Here is an 18702-nt window from a genome sequence, read left to right as displayed (position 1 = left end):
CATTCTTTATTAGGTTGTAGCACCTATTTTATTTGGACGATTCTTTCCTCGTTGTGCAAAAATCCCCACTTTAGGAAACTCTTTATTATTTCTTGGGTGTCTTGAGGTATATTGTATATTTTCATCTGAAACCAGGTGAAAGAGGTATATTATTTCTAAATGACTAAACGATTCTATACCATCTAGACAACTTATATCCCATTCTTTTTCTAAATTTATTACCGAAACAACTTCCCCCCATAAATCATCTTCTGGTGTTTTACGTTCGTTGGAAACTGATCCAATAGAATTTATAGTAAATATACTCATTCTCAACACTCCCTTTATAAGGGAAATATAACACTACATTTATTGAAATAGTATAACTATTTTTTTAATAAGATTAATAACTTTTTCTTATCCCTTTTGAACTAACGGGTTATGCTCAATTGGCTTTATTCCACAATCCTGCCCGATTGCTTCATTTTAAAACCAAGCCATTTGCTCCTTACTTTATAAAGTTTAATAAGGCGCACTCCTTTTTACAGAAATGCGCCCGTTTGTTTAATAAAGGAAAGGAAATCATGAAAGCGTTCGGAAACTCATGAATGAAGAAAACCTTTTACGGCAGCTAAGAAGGCTGGTAAATTAGCTTCATGCACAAAGTGCCCAGCATCCTCTATCGTCACCAATTCGCAATTCGGAATCAGCTCAGAAACTTCCTGCAATTTGTTTTGAGGAATATGACTGGACCCACCGCCTATAATAAGAGTCGGCATGGTAATGTCGGTAAGCCGCGCCCACCATTCGGGATTTGGTTCATTAAGCTGCCGCAGAATCGAAGGCACAACCAGCCAATCAAACGGCAGGGGATCAGCTGGTTTGGAAGGAACTTCGATCAGCTTATCCAGAAAAGGAGGAGGAGTGTCTTCAACAATCAGCCGTTCTACCCTTGACGGAAAAGTTTCAGAGAAAAGATAGGATACTGTCCCACCCATGGAATGACCAATTAGCGTAAACCGTTCCAAATTCATTTCATTCGCAAAATGAAGCAAGTCATCGCACATCAGTTCAAAAGTGTATGTACTTGTTCTCGCACTCCGGCCGTGCCCCCGTTGATCTAATGCTAGAACACGGTATTTTTCTCCTAATACTGCAGCCGCTTGATCCCATGATTCTGCACTTTTTCCCAGCGCGTGAAGTGCAACCAGCGGCGGTGCAGAAGGGTCCCCGCTCTCACGATATTGAAAAGTGAGTCCATTCAGCTCAATTTGTTTCACCCGTGTTTCCATCTCAAGTCATCTCCTAGGGGGGTTTCGTCATTTACACCCGTATATTTAGTATCCATACATATATATTTCAGCGAATGTATGAATATTTCCTTCATAAACACTTCTCCCTGAATATTCCTCCTCCTCTTAAACAAGATGGACCTCTACTAAAGAAGGAAGGATATCGGATTCTCAACAAACCTGCCCCATTGCTCAATTATTTCAAAATCAAGCCATTTACTAATGGCAAAACTACTTTTTCAGAAATGTGCCTTTTTTGTACCAATGATAACCCTAACTAATTGGAATCTTCTTTCAAGATTGGCTTTCCGGTTTCAATTAATATTTTGTTTCTGCCTAAAAAGATTGCAAGTATTAAAATGAGCAGCCCAGTTCCAATAAGCAGCCATTCAATTTTTATTATATCTGCGATTGGACCGAAAATGAGCATCCCTATCGGCATCATCGACGTCGATATCATCCCAAATACACCAAAAATTCTCCCCAGATAATTTTCTTCTACTCTCTCTTGTAATAAAACCATAGTTGGCGTATTAAAAAGTGGAATAGCAACTCCAAATACAGCCATACAAATTAAATAAATCCAAAAGACAGGAACAATCCCGAGCGCAAACGTACAAGCTCCCATTAAAAGACTTGCGAATGTCATCGTATAAACTTTGTTTTGAAATCCTCCCCAAGAAGCAATAATTCCTCCACCCGCCATCATACCAATCGAAAAAGCGATTTCGATGGCTGTTAACCGCCAAACACCGTCTCCAAAGCTGCGAGTAACTTGCAATGGGGTTAAAAATGCAGCAGGTGCCATCAAGACAAAGAAAAAAGCGAAAAACAGAAAAAATATCTTAAGAAAATCGTGATTATTAATGTACGTTAATCCTTTTTTAAAATCATCGAAGTAGCTCGTAGTTTGTTTTTCGCTTGCTTTCTCATGCACCGGAATATTAAAAAACACAAGTAACGTCAAAATCGCAATAGCTGCGGTAATGACATCGATCATAAAAATCATTTCGATGGAAGCCATTGTCAACAGTGCTGCACTAACGATTGGTGACACGAACATAATAATTGCCTGAAGACTTCCATTTGTTCCGTTCACTTTCGTCAGCTTATCCTTTGGAACGATTTGAGGTAAAATGGCTCCCACCGCCGGGGTTTGAATGCCTGTTCCGATTGCACGAACTGCAGCCATAACAAAGAGCAGCCAAATCGCATCATATCCCATTAAAAATACAATTGCGAGTATAAGTGTTGCGATTGCAATCAGTCCATCTGATAGAATAATCAGCATTTTTCGATTGTAGCGATCCGCCCATACACCCGCAATGGGGGATAAAATAAAGGTAGGTATGAAGCCGCAAATGATGAACAGCGTCATCATTACACCTGATTCAGTAGTAAGTGTGATATGCCACAAAATCGCATATTGAACCAAGGATGAACCAAAAAGGGATATCGTCTGACTGCTTAAAAAGAGAATAATATTTTTTTTCCAATCTTCCATTCCATTTGCTGAGTTCACTTAATCACGACCTTCTCTATTCCTGCTAAAATTAATTTTAAACATCATTAAATAATACTCATTCAAATAAAACGCTGGGATATTCAACAAAAACCAAGGCCTTTCACATAAAGAAAGAACACAATGATTACTTCTTATTGCCCCTCATTAGCTTATCAATATTACCTATAAATTTCCAGTGAAAAGTCATTCTTTTTCCCGATCAGCAGGATTATAATTCCATTTAAATAATAAGAAAAAAGCATTTCTCCGAATGCCCGGAATCCACCTTCAATTTAAGGTTATTTGCAATTTATATATTTTACATTTCGAAAACACTGCGCTTCAATGCTTCTTTAATCAAATAAGCCGTCCTCATTAAGAGGACGGCTTTATTTAATACTGTTCAGTCAGAAATCCGTTTAAACGGCCACCAATTCGCCTGCCCAAAGCTTTTCACCATCACCGGGATAAACAGCGGCAGGATAACTAGCGCGTATAAGAACAACCCTATTAGAATGATAGATGCAATCTGGAGCAAGGACAGCATTCCAGAAGGCATCATAGCAGCAAAGGTTCCGCCAAGAATAACCGCAGCTGAAATAATGACGGTTCCCATCTTTTTCATCGCCATCAGCATCGCCTCACCTACTGAGAGATCGCGGTACTCGTTGAAGCGGTCCATCAAGAAGATGCTGTAGTCGACGCCAAGGGCGACAAGAATGACGAATCCAAAGAATGGCACCGCCCAGCTGATGCCGGCATACTGCAGAATATCTACAAAGATTACTTCGTTAATAGCCATAGAGGTAAAATAAGCTAAAACCAAGGACCCAATAATATAGATTGGCATAATAATAGATCGGAACATAAAAATGAGAATAATCGAGATGCCAACAAGCATCAGGACTACTGTCCGGGAATAATCCTGTGCAGAAACTGTACTTAAGTCTGCATTTGTACTTGTAATCCCGCCAACTGCTACGATTGCATTTTCAAGTTTCGTATCATTGACAGCTCTTTCTACTGCTTCTTTGATCTCGGGCACTTGTTCAATCGCCTCATTTGAATACGGACTTGCCTCCATTACCACATCTAGAGTCATAGTTTTGCGGTCCTCTGACATGTAGGCATCAAGAGCCTGCTCAAATTCCTCACTCTCTAACACTTCCTGAGGCAAATAAAAACTTTTAGTATTTGACGACTTTGATAAGCCTGAAAGGTAATCCTGAGCTGACCCAAGTCCGTCTGAAACTTGATTCAGTCCGTCTGCACTTTGATTCAGTCCATCTGTGAGCTGACCTAATTGCCCCCCAAGATCTCCAAACCCGTCAAGCAGCTGTTTTTGGCCGGAGTTAATTCCGACAAGTCCCTCTGTGAACTTCGGCATATTATCAATGATTTGCCCCTGACCGTCAGCAAGCTGGTTAAGTCCTGCGAGCTGCTGATCAACGCCTGTAATAAGAGCACCAAGACCCCCAGCTACTCCTTGCTGTCCTGCATTAGCTTCAGCGAAGCCTGCGTTTGCCTGATTCATTCCTGCAGTCAATTGAGCTAAACCGGAGTTCAGCTGTCTTAGTCCTGCAGAAAGCTTAGGCAGCTCCTGCTGGACAGCGCCAACTGTTCCTTTTAATTTTTGATACTGGGCTTCATTTTCTATTCCTGCATATTTCATTTCAAGATAAGCAAAATCCTGCTGTGAAATTTGAGCCATAGCCCCATCCAAAGTCGACAAGCCGTTTTGAATCTGTGTATATTGAGCACTCAAGTTTTCCAATTTCCCTTGAATATCTTCGTATCCCTTAAGAAGCTCTTTATATCCCGCAAGCAATTCCTCACTGCCTGCTTTAGCCTGTTCCAGCCCCTTTTTAATTTCACTGGAGCCTGCTGAACCCTGACGAATCCCATCCTCTACCTTCGCTAAATTCGCTTGAACTTCCGTCAGTCCTGATTGAAGCTCCGAAGTACCCGAAATCAAGTCGTTTATGCCATTTGCTGCATCATTCAGCTCAGGCTCAGACTTTGAAAGCTCGCTGCCTGCTTCATTCAGCCCTTTGCTGATTTCATCCAGTCCTTCTTTTCCATCGCCTATGCCTTTACCGAGGCTCTCCGCCTGCTTGGCGACAAAGAAGTCTTCTACCTGTTCTCCTGCAGGACGTGTAACTGAGCGGACGTTATCGACCAGGTCCACTTTTTCAAGCTCCTGGCTGATTTTCTCTGCAAGTGCTGCATATTCTGCAGAATCCATTTTTTCATCATTTTTCATGACAATCTGAGTCGGCATGGATTCCCCTGGACCGAAGCTGTCTGCGATTGCATTGAATGCTTTAATCGAGGCCACATCTCCGCTGACCTCTTCAAGTGAATCAAAGGATAGCTCTCCGTCATAGACTGCTAAAAATGGAACGCAAATGGCAGCTACGATCAGAAGCGAAAGGAACGGACGTGCAAGAGAGAATCTTCCTAATACTCCCCACAGCTTGCTTTCTCCGTGCTCTGCTTTACTTTTTGACGGCCAGAAAATCTTCCCGCCTAAAACCGCCATGAAAAAAGGAACAATTGTAAACAAAGCTACTAGTAAAATAGCAACTCCAACCGCAACCGCAGAAGCAGATTGATAGAGTTTAAACTGTGAAAAACCAATCGCTGCAAAGCCTATCATAACGGCGACACCGCTGAAAAACACTGTGCGTCCGGCATTGCGGTAAGTTGCCACAATGGCTTCAGGAACGGTTTCATGAGCAGATAATTCTTCTTTAAACCTGCTTAAAATCAAAATACAATAATCTGTTCCGATCCCAAACAAGACGGCAACTAAAAAGATTTGAGTATAATTTGAAATTGGAAAATGAAATGAATCGACTAAAAACGAAACAATTGATTGTGAAGCTAAATAACTAAATCCAACTGCAAGCAGCGGAATAAGAGGTGCCACGATTGATCTGAAAACCAAGAGCAGAACGCCTAATATAAAGACAACTGTAATGCCTTCTGTCTTTTTCAGGCCCTCTTCTGAACTTTTCATCAAATCTACATTGATCATCCAGTTCCCCGTATAATCGTGATCCACTTTTACTTCATGGATCGCACTGTATAAGGCTTCTCTGACCTCAGCAGGCTCACGTTCATTCCAGGCTACATTGATTGAGGCCAATATTGCTTTTCCATCCTTGGATACAAGCTGTTCTTTTAAACTATCTTCATTAAAATGCGTGAGAATTTCTGTAATTCCAAGCTTATCTTCATTCTTCTCAAGCAGCCTGATTGCTTTTTCAGCTTCGGCTATTTCTGTTTTCGTCAGTTTTTTCTCACTGTAAAAAACAAGTGCAACGCTGCTTTCATCTCCGCCGCCTTCATCCTTCTGCACTTCGCCTAAAATCTCAGAGGCATATGAGGAAGAATACCCTTCAGGAACATCAATCTGTCCTTTTTCCCTCACTAAATCCGCCATATTCGGGGCCGCAAACAATAATCCTGCCACAACAGCAAGCCAGGCAATCAGAACAAGCCATTTGCTTTTAATAATTGTCTTCATGATCTTCCCCCAGTTATTGTTCTTTGCTTTCTATTAAAACTTTATTGAGTTTTTCATACGTTTCTATAAATTGTTTAATTTCCATCGGATCGAACTTATTAATGAAGGATTCCACAAGTTTATGAATGCGGTCTTCTGCTTTTTCATACAGTTCATTTCCTTTATCGGTGAGCGTCAAATAGACAACGCGTCGGTCATTTTCATCACGCGTCCGCTCAATCAGTCCTTTTTCAAACATTCTTGTGATAATCGCGGTTATCGCGCTTTTTTTCACATTAAACACTTCTGCCAATTCAGAAGATGTACATGATTGTGCATGATTGATATACCTGAGCATATAGTGCTGGTCATTCGTCAGATCACTCCCAATCTGCTCTTTGACCAGATTCTCGGCAATGCTTGTAACAGAAAAAGATACCGCTATGTACCGGTCTACCAGTTCTTTAATATTTTCTCCTGACATTTTTCCACCTCATTTCGTCGATTGTTCTATTGTTTAATTGTTCACTTGTTTAACTATTAACAGATTTAACTTTAATGTCCTGATAAAAAAATGTCAAGACATGAACACTGCCATTTCTTTTACCCATAAGAAAAGGAGCTCTTTTAAAGAGCTCCTTGATATTCCCGCTATTTTTTCAGATGATACGGAACGGTAGTGACAATGACATTTCTTTTATACAGCAGAAACGTCCTTATTAAGATACTTGACTGGTTATGAAGAATATTGTGCCAGCTTTTTTTTGGAATAAATTGCGGGATTAAAACCGTAACCCTATAGTTGGATTCACTTGCTTTTTTCTCTACTGTATCAATGAATTTAGTCAACGGCTGAATGATGCTTCGATAATAAGACTGCAGAGTTACAAGCCGAATATCCGGCTGCCACTTGTTCCATTTATCTTCAAAGATTTTTTCATCGACTCGTTCAAATGAAACGTAAACCGCAATGATTTGATCTGCGGATAATGATTTTGCATAGTTCAAAGAATTTTCTACTACGTGAGTCATTCCGGCTACTGGCACGATAATGACATTCCCTTCAATCGGCTTGATCGGCTCGCATGTTGTGAGTCTCAGCTGATCTCCAACGGCCACATAGTGCTTCTTAATTTGATGAAATCCTAAAACGATAAGAGGCAAAAAGATCAGCACCGCCCAAACCTGCGAGAACTTTGTTATGAAGAACATCATCATGACAAGAAAGCTGATAAGTGCTCCAGTTAAATTTATCGCAAGTTTAACCGCCCAGCCTTTAGGCTTCTCACGAAGCCACTTCACGAGCATCCCTGTCTGGGATAAGGTAAATGGAATAAACACGCCTACTGCATAAAGGGGGATGAGCTGTTCTGTCTGCCCTTTAAAAATAATGATTAGTAAAATGGACGTGATTCCAAGAGTGATGATCCCATTTGAATACCCTAATCGGTCTCCTCTCATCGTAAACATTCTTGCAATGTATTTATCTTTTGCAAGGTTGAATGCAAGCAATGGAAAAGCAGAATATCCAGTGTTGGCAGCGAGAACAAGAATCATAGCTGTCGTTCCCTGGATAAAATAATACATAAAGTTTCTTCCAAACGTCTCAGCTGCAATTTGGGAAACAACGGTTTCCTCGTGTTTTGGAGCTATCCCGAAGTAATAGGCTAAAAATACGATTCCAGAAAATAAAATGGCAAGCAATAACCCCATTGCCATCAGCGTTCTGACTGCGTTTCTAGGACCGGGTTCCTTAAAATTCGGTATCGCATTTGAGATTGCTTCGACCCCAGTTAAGGCAGAACTTCCTGAAGCAAATGCTCTCAGCAGCAAAAATAAGCTAATGCCTGCAACAGGAGTCCCTATCGGTGCATGCAAATCAGGTGAAACATCCCCGGTTATGATTTTAAATATCCCTACCCCTATTAAAATAAAAAGCGCCAAAACAAACAAATAGACTGGATAGGCTAAAATCGAAGCCGATTCGGTGATTCCTCTGAGATTTAGTATGGTGATAAAAACAACCAGCAAACAAGCAATGATGACATTATGATCATGTAAGCCTGGAAATGCAGAAGTAATCGCATCTGTTCCTGCTGAGACACTTACAGCAACTGTCAATATGTAATCTACTAAGAGTGAACCTCCTGCAACTAAACCTGCATTTTCTCCAAGGTTTTCTTTTGAAACGACATATGCTCCCCCGCCATGAGGATAAGCATAGATAATTTGACGGTAGGATAAGATCAGAGCCGTTAATAAAAATAGGACCCCTACTGCAATTGGAATGGAGTACCAAAATGCAACAGCACTTATTGTTACTAAGACAAGCAGGATCTGCTCTGGCCCGTACGCTACAGAAGATAAAGCATCTGAAGATAAAATAGCCAGTGCTTTCTTTTTATTTAATTTTTGCTCTCCTAATTCTGTAGATTTTAAGGGAGCCCCAATGATTATTCTTTTAAGCATAGATAACATTTCTGCACCACCATTTTTTCATCTGAACTTTTTCTTGGAAGGTATCATTTAAGAAAGTAAATATTTAATTAGTGAATCAATCATAATTGTCCGCAAGTCATTACGAACAGCATAATGGACATTAGGATTTCAGTCTCACCGCTACACATCCTCTCTTTTAACGCTTACGGGGTTAGCTGACGGATTCGGGACAAAAGAGTATCCCTACCTATATGAATAGGATTCACCCCTTTGCGAAAATTATCACAATTTCGGGTTCCCCGCTCCTTATGGATTAAGCGAATAATAAATATGAAACTGTTGGTTATCATACTCCTATCCTTAAGAGATGTAAATAAAAATAATTCATTTCCTTTGACTTTTTTAAACCAATAAGCTACCGGTCAATAAAAGGAGGAAATGTATGATATTGTGCCCTTGCGCTAACACTATTTTTATTCAAGCATAGGAGGATTTTAATGATTAAAGAAAACATACCGATATTATCTGATGAATTTTTAGATGAAGTGACAAAAGAGATCAATGATGTATACGGTTTTGAAAATGATCCAATAGAAAAAGCAGATCGGGAGTTTCGTGCGGAAGAAGAATGAAACTTAGGATTACATGCAAACTATTGATGTTACGCACTACTTATATAAAGGAAATTTACAATTGAAAAAACACTTAATAACTGCTGGAATGCTGGTTATGTCCTTAGTCTTCGTCATGTCGCCGATAAAAACTGATGCAAAAGACATGGCACAGGCACGCGAAGAATGCATCACAAAAGAAACGCTTGCTTTAAAAGAAAGCATGAGGAGGCTCTGGACTGATCATGCGGTTTGGACAAAAAGCTATGTGGTCAGTTCCCTTAACGATCTTGAGAATCAAAAAGAGCTGCTTGCAAGACTCTTAAAAAATCAGGATGACATTGGCAATGCCATTAAGCCTTATTACGGGGAAGAAGCAGGAAACAAGCTTGCTGAGCTCTTAAGAGAACACATTCTGATTGCAGGAAAATTGACTGCAGCTGCAAAAAGCGGCAATCAATCTGACTTTAAGAAATTTAATACTGAATGGCATAAGAATGCAGATGACATCGCCAAGTTCTTGAGCAGCGCAAATCCGAACTGGTCTGAAAAAGAACTGAAGGAAGCATTATATATTCATCTTCAATTTATTTCTGAAGATCTGTCTGCCCGACTTAAAAAGGATTGGAATGCGAGTATTGAAGCATTTGATAAAGGGCTGGATCATTTGATGATGCTTGCCGATGTTCTTTCGGCAGGAATCATGAAACAGTTTCCAGAAAAATTCTAGCTTATCTATTGAATATAAGTTTACTTCAAGATTTGTTTGTGTTTCGTATGAAAATCGCAATTTCATTAGTCTTAAATAAAAGGAAGATCCCCAAAGGATCTTCCCTCTTTTTTATTATTGATTTTTTTGCGGCTTTTTTCAGGGTGGAGGCGATTTTCTTCCCTAATACACTGCTTTGGTGTACTTTTTTCAAGGCGAGCGCGGTATGTATGGCCAATTAATATTGCTTAATTTTCTCCGAGAATGTAATACTCGCTTTTCTTCTTGCTTTCCTGATTAACGAGCGCTCCTCACCTGAATCAAATAAATATTTTTCCTCTTCTGTTTCAGGATAAACTCCCGGAACGGCTTTTGGCTTACCATGTTCATTCAATGAAACAAATGTGATAAAGCTTGTCGCTGCTACTCTGGATTCACCGCTTATTAAATCTTCTGCCGTTACTTTTACGAATACCTCCATCGATGATCTTCCCGTGAATGTGACGAAAGACTCAAGATGCACCGCATCAGTCGGACGAATCGGATGCAGAAAATCCACCGAATCCATGGATGCTGTGACACATTCTGACCGGCAATGTTTCGCAGCTGAAATTGAGGCTACAACATCTATTGAAGCCATTAATTTCCCGCCGAACAAGGTTTGATGATTATTCGTATCTGGCGGCAGTACACGGTTTGTTTGGAAAACTCTTGATTCTGAACACGGTTTGCTGTTAGGTATCTGTGTCATATTAATCTCCTTTTTAATTGCATTTTTAAGAATTTTGCTGAATTTCTTTCTCAAAGTATGGACTTCTTCTAAGCTTCGTATGCTGTTCATAAGTATATCCAAGCATGATTAAAGGCCCCTCACTAAAAGCAAAAGCCCCTAAAGCAATTCCAAAGGGCCTGCCGTTTTCCATATACTCTGCAGGTAGGACAATTGAGGATAACCGGCTTTTGCACAGATAGTTGAACAAATATACGAAGGAAGAAGGTTTGCGCCCGAGATTATATTTTTTCAATGCATAATCAATAACTCCCTGTTGGGAAAAGTATATATCTTCTAATTTTGCTTGTATATATTCAGGTGCTCTTAATGGATCCGGCAGCTTTATTCTGCTTTCAAGTTTATCCTGTCCATATTTCAGCGTTGTCTCTTTATGATTTTCATTGAATCTGATCAGCTCTGATAGAAAATGAACCGGCATTTCCGGAGGAAGTTTAGCGAGAAAATTGTCCAGGCTATGCTTTAATTCATAGAATTAAAACATTCCAGCTTCATGGAAGGTCCCCTAGTCCCTAGCATCAGGATTAATTTTCCTGCCTTTCACCCAGATGCCCATATTCTAACATATTTTCCTAATGCCCTTTGCTGATTTTAAACGTTTCAATCCTGTTACAATTCTTCAGATCGGCTCGATAAGGTTTCTTTTTCACAGGATTTCCTTTATAATGCGCACTAGATGATTTTTTTTCAAAAGAAAAAATTATACTTCTAGCTTGAAGGAAGGAGATCGATTATGAAAAAAGTAATGTTACCATTAATAACCGGTCTAATGGCCGTTGTTTTAGCAGCATGCGGAGGCAATGAAGAAAGCAAAGAAGCAAAAAATGATGATAAAGCAAAAACAGCCGAAACCGATCAGCAGAAGGATCAGCAAAAACAAATGGAAGAAATGCAAAAGAAATTAGAAGCGCAGCAAGTGGATGAAAAGAAAACTGTTGCTCTTGTGAATGACGAAAAAATCCTTGGCAGCGACTATAACAGCGTCCTGCAGTCGACTCAGGGCCAAATGCAGCAAATGGGACAAGACCCTACTTCTAAAGAAGCTGCAGAGCAAGTGAAAAAACAAACACTTGACAGCTTAGTCGGACAAACCCTGCTGCTTCAAGAGGCAAACAAAAAAGGCTATAAAGCATCTGATGAAGACGTTAAAAAACAGCTTGACGAAACGAAAAAACAGTTTAAAACTGAAAAAGAATTCGAAGCAGCTCTTAAGAAATCAGGCATGGACATGAAAACACTTGAAGCTCAAATTGCAGATGATATTAAATTCAGACAGTATGTTGAAAAAGAAGTGCCTGCAGGTGAAATCTCAGCTGAAGAAATTCAAAAAACATATGACCAATACGCTGAGCAAGGAAAAAGCAGCGGACAGGAAGTTCCAAAACTAGAAGAAGTAAAACCTCAGATTGAACAATCTCTTCAGCAGCAAAAACAGCAGGAACAGCTTGCTCAAAAAGTGGAAGAATTGAAGAAAAACGCGAAGATTGATCTTAAGATTTAACAGCTAACCCCCTGTGCCAGAAGGCAAGGGGGTTTTTTAGCTCTGTCAGTGCAAATCAGGTTTTTAGTGTAAATCAAGGATTTATCCGCATTATGCAAACCTGATTTTATCGCCTGAATTTGAGTTCCCTCAATGAATCTGCTTTTCAAATATCACATACCGATCATTATACTTCGTGATTCTATCCAGCAAAACGGCATTCACGATCAGAATCACAAGTGAGATCAGCAGTGTAATTTGTGCCCCCACAAAAAATAAACCGCTTGACTGACCAGCCATCATTCCCACAGCAGGCAGGATAATCAAGCCCCCAATGTTCTGCGCTTCCTGATATGTTTTGACACGCGAGGAGATAAAGACGTTAAGCAAGACCGTCATAAGAGACACCATTGGTGAGAGACAAAAGATCAGAGCGAGCCAATTGGCAGATGGAAAGATCATTTCTCCAAACAGCTGAAAACCCAGAATATTAATAATCAATCCGCTCACTAAAAAGCTTAAAAAGGAGACGAGAAGAGACGGAATAAAAGATCCAAGGATTTTGCTCACAAAGAGTGTTTTAATCGGCACAGGAGAAAAAAGCAGACTCTCAAGTGTACGCCGCTCCTTTTCCCCTGCAAAGCTGTTGGCGGCCACCACACTTGCCGTGATTATCGGCACCAGCAAAAACAAGGACGGAAGCATGTAGTTAATAAACAAATAAACAAATTGCTGTTCGGCTGTTTCAAGCACGAGATTCTCCTGTTTTAAATGAGTCAGGAAACTGCTGATCAGCTTCTGTGCATCATTTCCCGCCATCTCTTCGATATCAAAAATAAGAGCACTTCCAAGGAGAGCTGCAGGTATGATTGCTGAAAAAATAACCGGAATAATAATCAGCGTAGCAAACAAATTTTTGCTGCGAAAAATATCCCTTAAATCTTTTTTGATAATCGCCTTCATCATTGCGCTATTCATTGTGCATCTCCCTTACTTTAAAATAAATAGATTCTAGATCATTATTTAAAATTTCTGCGGAATAGACATGATGATTTTCTAAAATCCCCCTCAGTAAAAAAGGGATATCAATTTTTGCAGGCAGTGTGAAGATGACTTCGCCTTCTGCTCGCTGTTCACAAGGAAACTCCAAGTATTCTTTTCTATGAAGCTTCATATCTGTGTTTACTTTTACCTTGATTTCTTTTAAATACTTTTTCTCAAGTTCAGCCATTGTGCCTTGCTCAACAATGGTTTGATGCTCAAGAAACGCGAAGGAATCGCAAACAGCTTCCAGCTGATGCAGTACATGAGAACAGATTATCATAGTTGTGCCGGTTTCTTCGTTGTATTTTTTCAAATATGCGAGGACCATTTTGATGCCGTCCGGATCGAGGCCATTTGTCGGTTCATCCAGAAACAGCAATTTGGGACTGTGTAATAGCGCTTTTCCGAGCGCAAGTCTTTTTTTCATGCCTGTACTGTATGTTCCTGCAGGTTTATCTTTATGCTCAGCTAGATCAAACAGCTCAAGCAATTGAATGATTCTGGATTTATCCTTGACTCCATATAAATCTGCAAAAAAAGCTAAGTTTTCTTCACCGCTTAATTGATGATACAAACCTGCACCTTCTGTAACAATGCCTGAAATCTTTCTGATCTCATCGCCATGTGTTACAGGATCATGATTCAAGATCGAAATCGTCCCGCTGTCAGCTTTAATGACGCCGTTTAGTATTCGGATAAATGTTGTTTTCCCGGCTCCGTTTGGTCCAAGGAGTCCTACAATCTTTCCCTGTTCTGCTTTAAAATTGACGTTCTTCAGCACAGTCTGACTTCCAAACGTTTTTGTAACACCTGCGACTTCAATCATCTGTATTCAAGCTCCCTTTTTAATAGAATAATGGAATAAACAGCAGCTGCATCGAGATATGAGCAAACATGTGCGAGACGATTGCATACTCAAACCCTTTTTTCCAATAGAGGTAACCAAAAAACAAACCTCCGATACCATTCAGCAGGAAGCAGCGGAAAAGAATCATACCAGTCAAATCACCAAATACCATTGAAGTGAACGGTAAATGACCGGCAGCAAATACTAGTGAAGCAATGATGATGGCAGCCCAGATATAAAATTTAAGCAGCTGCTGCCTCTTTCTTCCAGCCGTTTTTTGAAAAATCCATGCCAGCAAACTCACTAAAAACAGCCGCATCAGGGTTTCCTCAAACACTCCGCCTGCCAGAACACCCGCGAATAATCCGAGCCAAGAGAATTCAGGCGTGCTCTCCCCTATCTGCTGAATCTGATACTGAAAATAAAAGCGGTCTGAGCCGACAATCATGAATCCCGTCACAGTTCCAAGAACAATGGAAAGCAACAGAGATGAACGGTTGAATAGCCTCTTTTTTCCTTTTTCAAAGAGAGATTGCAGGATGTCAAAAGAAAAACCAGTATTTCGTGCCAGTTTAAAACCAAGAAAAGCAAGGATGAAACTCATGATAAATAATTGAACAGATGATACTAGAGATAAAACAACCAAGGAGGCACCGCCGGTCATTTCCTCAAATTCATTTGCAGACATCGCTGATTTTAATAACTCCATTTGATATGGCAGCAAAAGAAAGCCAGATGCAAAACAGATCCCTGAAATCAACAAAGCCAGTTTCAAATCCATTCTCTTCATTAGCCTCTCCCTCTTCAGCTTTTACGTTTTTTTACTTTTGCCTTCAGGTATGACAATCGTTGCAATGTTTCTTCCTGTACGTTCGGGCGAAGGTTCATTAAGCATGGCCTTTTGCAGCAGTTCACCCATCCCCTTTAACAGTTCCATAAATTCGGAATCTGATAAATGGATATTTGCTACAGTGTAACTTACTCCATCTTTCATCAAATCTGCTTCTCCCTGCTGTAAATAATTCTCATACATGCCCATCAGCTGAGTGGTAAAATTCATGAATAATTCTAAATGCTCTTCACTTGATAAGGATAAAAAGTCTTCTTGCGACTGAACGGATGGCTGATTTAGCATATAAACTTTTTCAACCGTTCCTCTTATTTGATTTTCTTTTACAACTTGAATGATTTTGGCTTCAAGAAGTTTATTAAGATGTCTGTACAGTGTCGCCTGAGGAACATCTTTCGCCCGCTCCCCCAATTGGCTGACTGTCATTTCTTTGCCGTTCAGCAGAGATTGAATAATTTTCATTCTCACAGGATGCAGGATCAGGTTCATCTTTGATTTATTCATGTCTCTATCCTCCAGTGTATTCATTGTTATCAATATTAATAATGATAACATTTTATAAAAAAACTACCTTTATCACTTTTGATAATAATACATTATTTGATAATAATCCAATATTTTTTCCGAATTTTCTCTCTTAACCATTTTATAGAACCTTTATATAAGGAATAAGGTTATGAATGCAGCAATTTTCCAGTCAGGTTATGATGACTGCCCGTTCTGCTTTTATTGGTAACGTATGTAAATAAAAGAGAATCATGAAACAAGGCGAAGGATAACTGAAATCTTTTAAAAAGAAGGAAGCGCACGATGTACGCATCCCTCCTTCTTTACACATGAACATGTTGTTTAATAATTGTTGCCTTTTTTTCCATTTCTTTTTTCACAAGCAGCAGAACTGGCAGACCGCTTAATGTGATAATCATCAGACAGCCGAATAAAATGGCAGGATCGCTGACACCGTAAGAATCGAGAAGCAGTCCGCCGATCCAAGGACCGAGAACGTTCCCGAGCTGAGTAAATCCCATAGCGCCAAAATAAGTACCCTTCATATCGGGATTGGAAATTTCATCAATCAGGACATCCATCATCGCGAAGAGCAGGACCTCTCCAACCGTAAAGAAAATGACAACCAGGCCGATCATCCAAATGCTTTTTGCAAAAGCAAAGCTGAAAAGGCTTAAACCGACAAATAAATTCCCAAGCATAATTGATCTGATCGGAGAATAGTTCCTCGCTATTCTGACTACCGGATACTGAATGATCAAAACCACGACAGCATTCAGGGACAGCAGAATGGAAAACGTTCTGGCCCCGTCCTTAATCTCAGGAGACATGGCAAAGTATTGGGGCAATGTAGAAGTAAGCTGTGAAAATCCTGTAATGCATAAAATAATGCCTACTAAAGTTAAAAGAAGCAGTTTATCTTTTCTCGTTACATGAAATGCCTCCCTAAATGAAATGCGGGTAGTTTCGTTTGCTTCACTTGCAAGTTCCGTTTTCATAAATGTGAGCAGCAGTGAGATGCCGTAAAGGGTATAAATCGCGGCTGCAATATAAAAGGGAAAGGTCGTTTTTGCTGATCCCAAAAAGATGCCTAATATCGGTCCGAATACAACCCCGACATTGATGGCAGCATATCTCAAATTAAAAATCAGCAGCTTATTTTTCTGATCGGTAATATCCGATAACAGCGCTCTCGTGGTTGGTTCAAATACCGATCTGCAAACCCCGTTCAGAGCATTCATAATAAAAAATGAAAGCACACTGTCTGCCACTCCAAAACCAATAAAAACAAGGATCCATAGAAAGATGGATGTCAGCAGCACTTTTTTCCTTCCAAGTTTGTCAGACAAATAACCTCCATAAAAGCTTGATAAAATGCCGGCAAGTGAGCTGACGGCAATAATCGTTCCTGTCATGGACGCAGAGACGCCTTTTACTTGAGTTAAATAGATGGCCAGAAATGGTATGCTCATGGATGTTGCCATTCTGCCGAAAATCGTGCCGATTAAGATGTTCCACCCAAGCGGATGAATCTGTTTAAGCTGTTTCATGAATGTACCTCCACCTTGTGATAAAAGCTAGTTTACCACAATTTCTCATTTTCTGAATCCTAAAATGGAAGGATGAATCTCAACCTTTAGTAGGAGATTGCAAGTCTAATAGCGAATGGTAAATCGTTGAGATTTTTAAATAATTGGCAGGAGGTTTTTTTATGTCAGAAAGATATCCGGTATTAAAAGGAGCAGAACCATTTTATTTTGAAGGGAATTCGGTCGGGATTCTCGTATCACACGGATTCACAGGCTCAACACAAAGCATGCGCCCGCTTGGAGAAGCCTACGCAAAAGCCGGATACACTGTATGCGGACCTCGGCTTAAAGGCCACGGTACACACTATGAGGAAATGGAAGGAACAACTTATGAGGATTGGACTGCTTCTGTTGAAGAAGGTTATCAATGGCTGTCTGCGCGCTGCAGCACCATCTTTGTTACTGGACTTTCAATGGGAGGCACGCTTACTCTCTATCTCGCCCAAAAACATCCGGAAATAAAAGCGATCATCCCCATAAATGCTGCTATTGATATTCCGAACATGGCAGGAGCCCAGCAAATTCAGGCCAGATTTCTGGACGCAATTGGTTCTGATATTAAAAATCCTGCGGTAACCGAGCTTGCTTATGAAAAAACACCTGTTCAATCATTAAAAGAGATTAATAAGCTCATGGCATTAGTGAAAAAAAACCTGTATGAGATTACATGTCCTGCGCTTATTTTCGTTTCATCAGTGGACAACGTTGTCCCGCCGGATAACTCAAAGGTCATTTATGAAGAAATTTCTTCAAGGAATAAAAATCTGATCACACTTGAAAACAGCTACCATGTCGCTACGCTTGACCATGACCAGCAGCAGATCATTGATGAGACGCTTCATTTTATTGAAAAAGTACTGAATCAGACTGCTGTTTAATTCACACAAAAGGCTCTATCTATTAAAAGACAGAGCCTTTATTTTTTGACCATGACTAAGAAGGCTGAATGCCCTGTGTCAAAACTTGCTTTTTCAATAAATCCTGCACTTTTGTATAGACGAATGGCCCTTTTATTAAAAGAAGCCACAGTTAATCTAAGAGGCATATTGGGAAATCCCATGTGAACATGATGCAGGATGAACGAAAAAAACAAATGGCCCATTCCTCTGCCTGTTCTGTCCGGCTCAAGACCAAGGCCGATATCAATCATATTCTCTGAATAGATTTCCGGAAGAGGGCCGTTCGGAACTTGAGCCGGTTTTCCCAGGCAAAAAAAGCCTATTAATCTGCTGTTTAAGTCAACCACTGCATAATAAGAGTTTGACAGCATTCCATTGATATTGCCTTCTGTAAGCTCCATGTTATAAAAATCATAAGGCGGTTTGTAGTTCCATTGCAGAATTTCAGCAGCCATTCTTCGGTTCATCTTTTTTATTAATAACTGCATGCAATCCCCCTCTATCCAATGGTATGAAAATGTCTCTCATTGAAAATAAATTAAACGAATTCCAAGACTTTTCTCATTAATTCTGAGACTTTGCGAAATAATTCCAAGACTTTTTCCATTAATTCCAAGACTTTTCATATTAATTCCGTATAATTGTGAACAA

17 protein-coding genes, 1 pseudogene and 1 riboswitch are annotated in these 18702 nt (G+C 39.9%); of the genes and pseudogenes, 4 read left to right on the top strand and 14 right to left on the bottom strand.

Going from position 1 to position 18702, the window contains the following annotated elements; translation table 11 throughout:
• Positions 1 to 9: 9 nt before the first annotated feature.
• The 6 genes from K8L98_RS06540 to K8L98_RS06515 all read right to left on the bottom strand — a co-directional run bounded on the left by K8L98_RS06540 (position 10) and on the right by K8L98_RS06515 (position 8764).
• Entirely contained in the window at positions 10 to 309 is a 300-nt protein-coding gene (locus tag K8L98_RS06540) for a TrmO family methyltransferase domain-containing protein (protein ID WP_223440569.1), read from the bottom strand.
• A gap of 272 nt (positions 310 to 581) precedes the next feature.
• Entirely contained in the window at positions 582 to 1271 is a 690-nt protein-coding gene (locus K8L98_RS06535; protein WP_223440567.1) for an alpha/beta fold hydrolase, read from the bottom strand.
• Between the two features lie 277 nt (positions 1272 to 1548).
• Entirely contained in the window at positions 1549 to 2775 is a 1227-nt protein-coding gene (locus K8L98_RS06530) for an MFS transporter (RefSeq protein WP_223443220.1), read from the bottom strand.
• Between the two features lie 403 nt (positions 2776 to 3178).
• Positions 3179 to 6307 (bottom strand): MMPL/RND family transporter, encoded by a 3129-nt coding sequence (locus tag K8L98_RS06525; protein WP_223440565.1) that lies wholly within the window; start codon positions 6305 to 6307, stop codon positions 3179 to 3181.
• A 13-nt stretch (positions 6308 to 6320) separates the two neighbouring features.
• On the bottom strand, positions 6321 to 6770 hold the full coding sequence (locus tag K8L98_RS06520) for a MarR family winged helix-turn-helix transcriptional regulator (protein WP_223440564.1): 450 nt from the start codon (positions 6768 to 6770) through the stop codon (positions 6321 to 6323).
• 167 nt (positions 6771 to 6937) lie between these two features.
• Positions 6938 to 8764 (bottom strand): APC family permease, encoded by a 1827-nt coding sequence (locus K8L98_RS06515; protein WP_223440563.1) that lies wholly within the window; start codon positions 8762 to 8764, stop codon positions 6938 to 6940.
• A 145-nt stretch (positions 8765 to 8909) separates the two neighbouring features.
• Positions 8910 to 9055, bottom strand: a riboswitch (cyclic di-AMP (ydaO/yuaA leader).
• Between the two features lie 167 nt (positions 9056 to 9222).
• Here K8L98_RS06515 and K8L98_RS06510 point away from each other — a divergent pair.
• Together K8L98_RS06510 and K8L98_RS06505 are read left to right on the top strand one after the other, a co-directional pair.
• The gene (locus K8L98_RS06510) at positions 9223 to 9357 is read left to right on the top strand and encodes a hypothetical protein (RefSeq protein ID WP_223440562.1); all 135 of its coding nucleotides are present in this window, start codon (positions 9223 to 9225) and stop codon (positions 9355 to 9357) included.
• Between the two features lie 61 nt (positions 9358 to 9418).
• Positions 9419 to 10066, top strand: coding sequence for a glycosyltransferase (locus K8L98_RS06505; protein ID WP_223440561.1), 648 nt, complete (start codon positions 9419 to 9421; stop codon positions 10064 to 10066).
• A 217-nt stretch (positions 10067 to 10283) separates the two neighbouring features.
• Here K8L98_RS06505 and K8L98_RS06500 read toward each other — a convergent pair whose 3' ends face one another.
• Both K8L98_RS06500 and K8L98_RS06495 read right to left on the bottom strand, forming a co-directional pair.
• Complete coding sequence (locus K8L98_RS06500) at positions 10284 to 10796, bottom strand: acyl-CoA thioesterase (RefSeq protein WP_223440560.1); 513 nt, start codon at positions 10794 to 10796, stop codon at positions 10284 to 10286.
• 25 nt (positions 10797 to 10821) lie between these two features.
• A pseudogene (locus tag K8L98_RS06495) lies at positions 10822 to 11307 on the bottom strand (amidase); the annotation flags it as partial.
• Positions 11308 to 11568: 261 nt separating this feature from the next.
• Between K8L98_RS06495 and K8L98_RS06490 the strand changes: the two are divergent.
• Complete coding sequence (locus K8L98_RS06490) at positions 11569 to 12336, top strand: SurA N-terminal domain-containing protein (protein WP_223440558.1); 768 nt, start codon at positions 11569 to 11571, stop codon at positions 12334 to 12336.
• Between the two features lie 129 nt (positions 12337 to 12465).
• Here K8L98_RS06490 and K8L98_RS06485 read toward each other — a convergent pair whose 3' ends face one another.
• The 5 genes from K8L98_RS06485 to K8L98_RS06465 form a co-directional block, all read right to left on the bottom strand.
• Positions 12466 to 13293 carry an ABC transporter permease subunit gene (locus K8L98_RS06485; protein WP_223440555.1) on the bottom strand — a complete coding sequence of 276 codons (828 nt, stop codon included), beginning with the start codon at positions 13291 to 13293 and terminating at the stop codon, positions 12466 to 12468.
• Positions 13286 to 14185 (bottom strand): ABC transporter ATP-binding protein, encoded by a 900-nt coding sequence (locus K8L98_RS06480; RefSeq protein ID WP_223440553.1) that lies wholly within the window; start codon positions 14183 to 14185, stop codon positions 13286 to 13288. Before K8L98_RS06480 ends, K8L98_RS06485 begins: the two co-directional genes overlap by 8 nt.
• A 19-nt stretch (positions 14186 to 14204) precedes the next feature.
• Positions 14205 to 14996 (bottom strand): CPBP family intramembrane glutamic endopeptidase, encoded by a 792-nt coding sequence (locus K8L98_RS06475; protein WP_223440551.1) that lies wholly within the window; start codon positions 14994 to 14996, stop codon positions 14205 to 14207.
• 21 nt (positions 14997 to 15017) lie between these two features.
• The gene (locus K8L98_RS06470; protein ID WP_223440549.1) at positions 15018 to 15560 is read right to left on the bottom strand and encodes a helix-turn-helix domain-containing protein; all 543 of its coding nucleotides are present in this window, start codon (positions 15558 to 15560) and stop codon (positions 15018 to 15020) included.
• 326 nt (positions 15561 to 15886) lie between these two features.
• The gene (locus K8L98_RS06465; RefSeq protein ID WP_223440547.1) at positions 15887 to 17113 is read right to left on the bottom strand and encodes an MDR family MFS transporter; all 1227 of its coding nucleotides are present in this window, start codon (positions 17111 to 17113) and stop codon (positions 15887 to 15889) included.
• A 161-nt stretch (positions 17114 to 17274) separates the two neighbouring features.
• Here K8L98_RS06465 and K8L98_RS06460 point away from each other — a divergent pair, with 161 nt between their 5' ends.
• Positions 17275 to 18030: an alpha/beta hydrolase gene (locus K8L98_RS06460; RefSeq protein ID WP_223440544.1), complete on the top strand. Its 756-nt coding sequence runs from the start codon at positions 17275 to 17277 to the stop codon at positions 18028 to 18030.
• 38 nt (positions 18031 to 18068) lie between these two features.
• On the opposite strand, the gene K8L98_RS06455 is transcribed toward K8L98_RS06460, so the two are convergent.
• The gene (locus K8L98_RS06455; RefSeq protein ID WP_223440543.1) at positions 18069 to 18539 is read right to left on the bottom strand and encodes a GNAT family N-acetyltransferase; all 471 of its coding nucleotides are present in this window, start codon (positions 18537 to 18539) and stop codon (positions 18069 to 18071) included.
• Between the last annotated feature and the right edge of the window lie 163 nt (positions 18540 to 18702).

This window comes from Metabacillus dongyingensis, from assembly GCF_019933155.2.
Lineage (GTDB): Bacteria > Bacillota > Bacilli > Bacillales > Bacillaceae > Bacillus_P > Bacillus_P dongyingensis.
This window is presented reverse-complemented; position numbering and strand designations above follow the sequence as displayed.

Coding starts and splice junctions, on each gene's coding strand:
- K8L98_RS06540 (WP_223440569.1), bottom strand. CDS start 309: ATGAGTATATTTACTATAAATTCTATTGGATCAGTTTCCAACGAACGT.
- K8L98_RS06535 (WP_223440567.1), bottom strand. CDS start 1,271: ATGGAAACACGGGTGAAACAAATTGAGCTGAATGGACTCACTTTTCAA.
- K8L98_RS06530 (WP_223443220.1), bottom strand. CDS start 2,775: ATGGAAGATTGGAAAAAAAATATTATTCTCTTTTTAAGCAGTCAGACG.
- K8L98_RS06525 (WP_223440565.1), bottom strand. CDS start 6,307: ATGAAGACAATTATTAAAAGCAAATGGCTTGTTCTGATTGCCTGGCTT.
- K8L98_RS06520 (WP_223440564.1), bottom strand. CDS start 6,770: ATGTCAGGAGAAAATATTAAAGAACTGGTAGACCGGTACATAGCGGTA.
- K8L98_RS06515 (WP_223440563.1), bottom strand. CDS start 8,764: ATGTTATCTATGCTTAAAAGAATAATCATTGGGGCTCCCTTAAAATCT.
- K8L98_RS06510 (WP_223440562.1), top strand. CDS start 9,223: ATGATTAAAGAAAACATACCGATATTATCTGATGAATTTTTAGATGAA.
- K8L98_RS06500 (WP_223440560.1), bottom strand. CDS start 10,796: ATGACACAGATACCTAACAGCAAACCGTGTTCAGAATCAAGAGTTTTC.
- K8L98_RS06490 (WP_223440558.1), top strand. CDS start 11,569: ATGAAAAAAGTAATGTTACCATTAATAACCGGTCTAATGGCCGTTGTT.
- K8L98_RS06485 (WP_223440555.1), bottom strand. CDS start 13,293: ATGAATAGCGCAATGATGAAGGCGATTATCAAAAAAGATTTAAGGGAT.
- K8L98_RS06480 (WP_223440553.1), bottom strand. CDS start 14,185: ATGATTGAAGTCGCAGGTGTTACAAAAACGTTTGGAAGTCAGACTGTG.
- K8L98_RS06475 (WP_223440551.1), bottom strand. CDS start 14,996: ATGAAGAGAATGGATTTGAAACTGGCTTTGTTGATTTCAGGGATCTGT.
- K8L98_RS06470 (WP_223440549.1), bottom strand. CDS start 15,560: ATGAATAAATCAAAGATGAACCTGATCCTGCATCCTGTGAGAATGAAA.
- K8L98_RS06465 (WP_223440547.1), bottom strand. CDS start 17,113: ATGAAACAGCTTAAACAGATTCATCCGCTTGGGTGGAACATCTTAATC.
- K8L98_RS06460 (WP_223440544.1), top strand. CDS start 17,275: ATGTCAGAAAGATATCCGGTATTAAAAGGAGCAGAACCATTTTATTTT.
- K8L98_RS06455 (WP_223440543.1), bottom strand. CDS start 18,539: ATGCAGTTATTAATAAAAAAGATGAACCGAAGAATGGCTGCTGAAATT.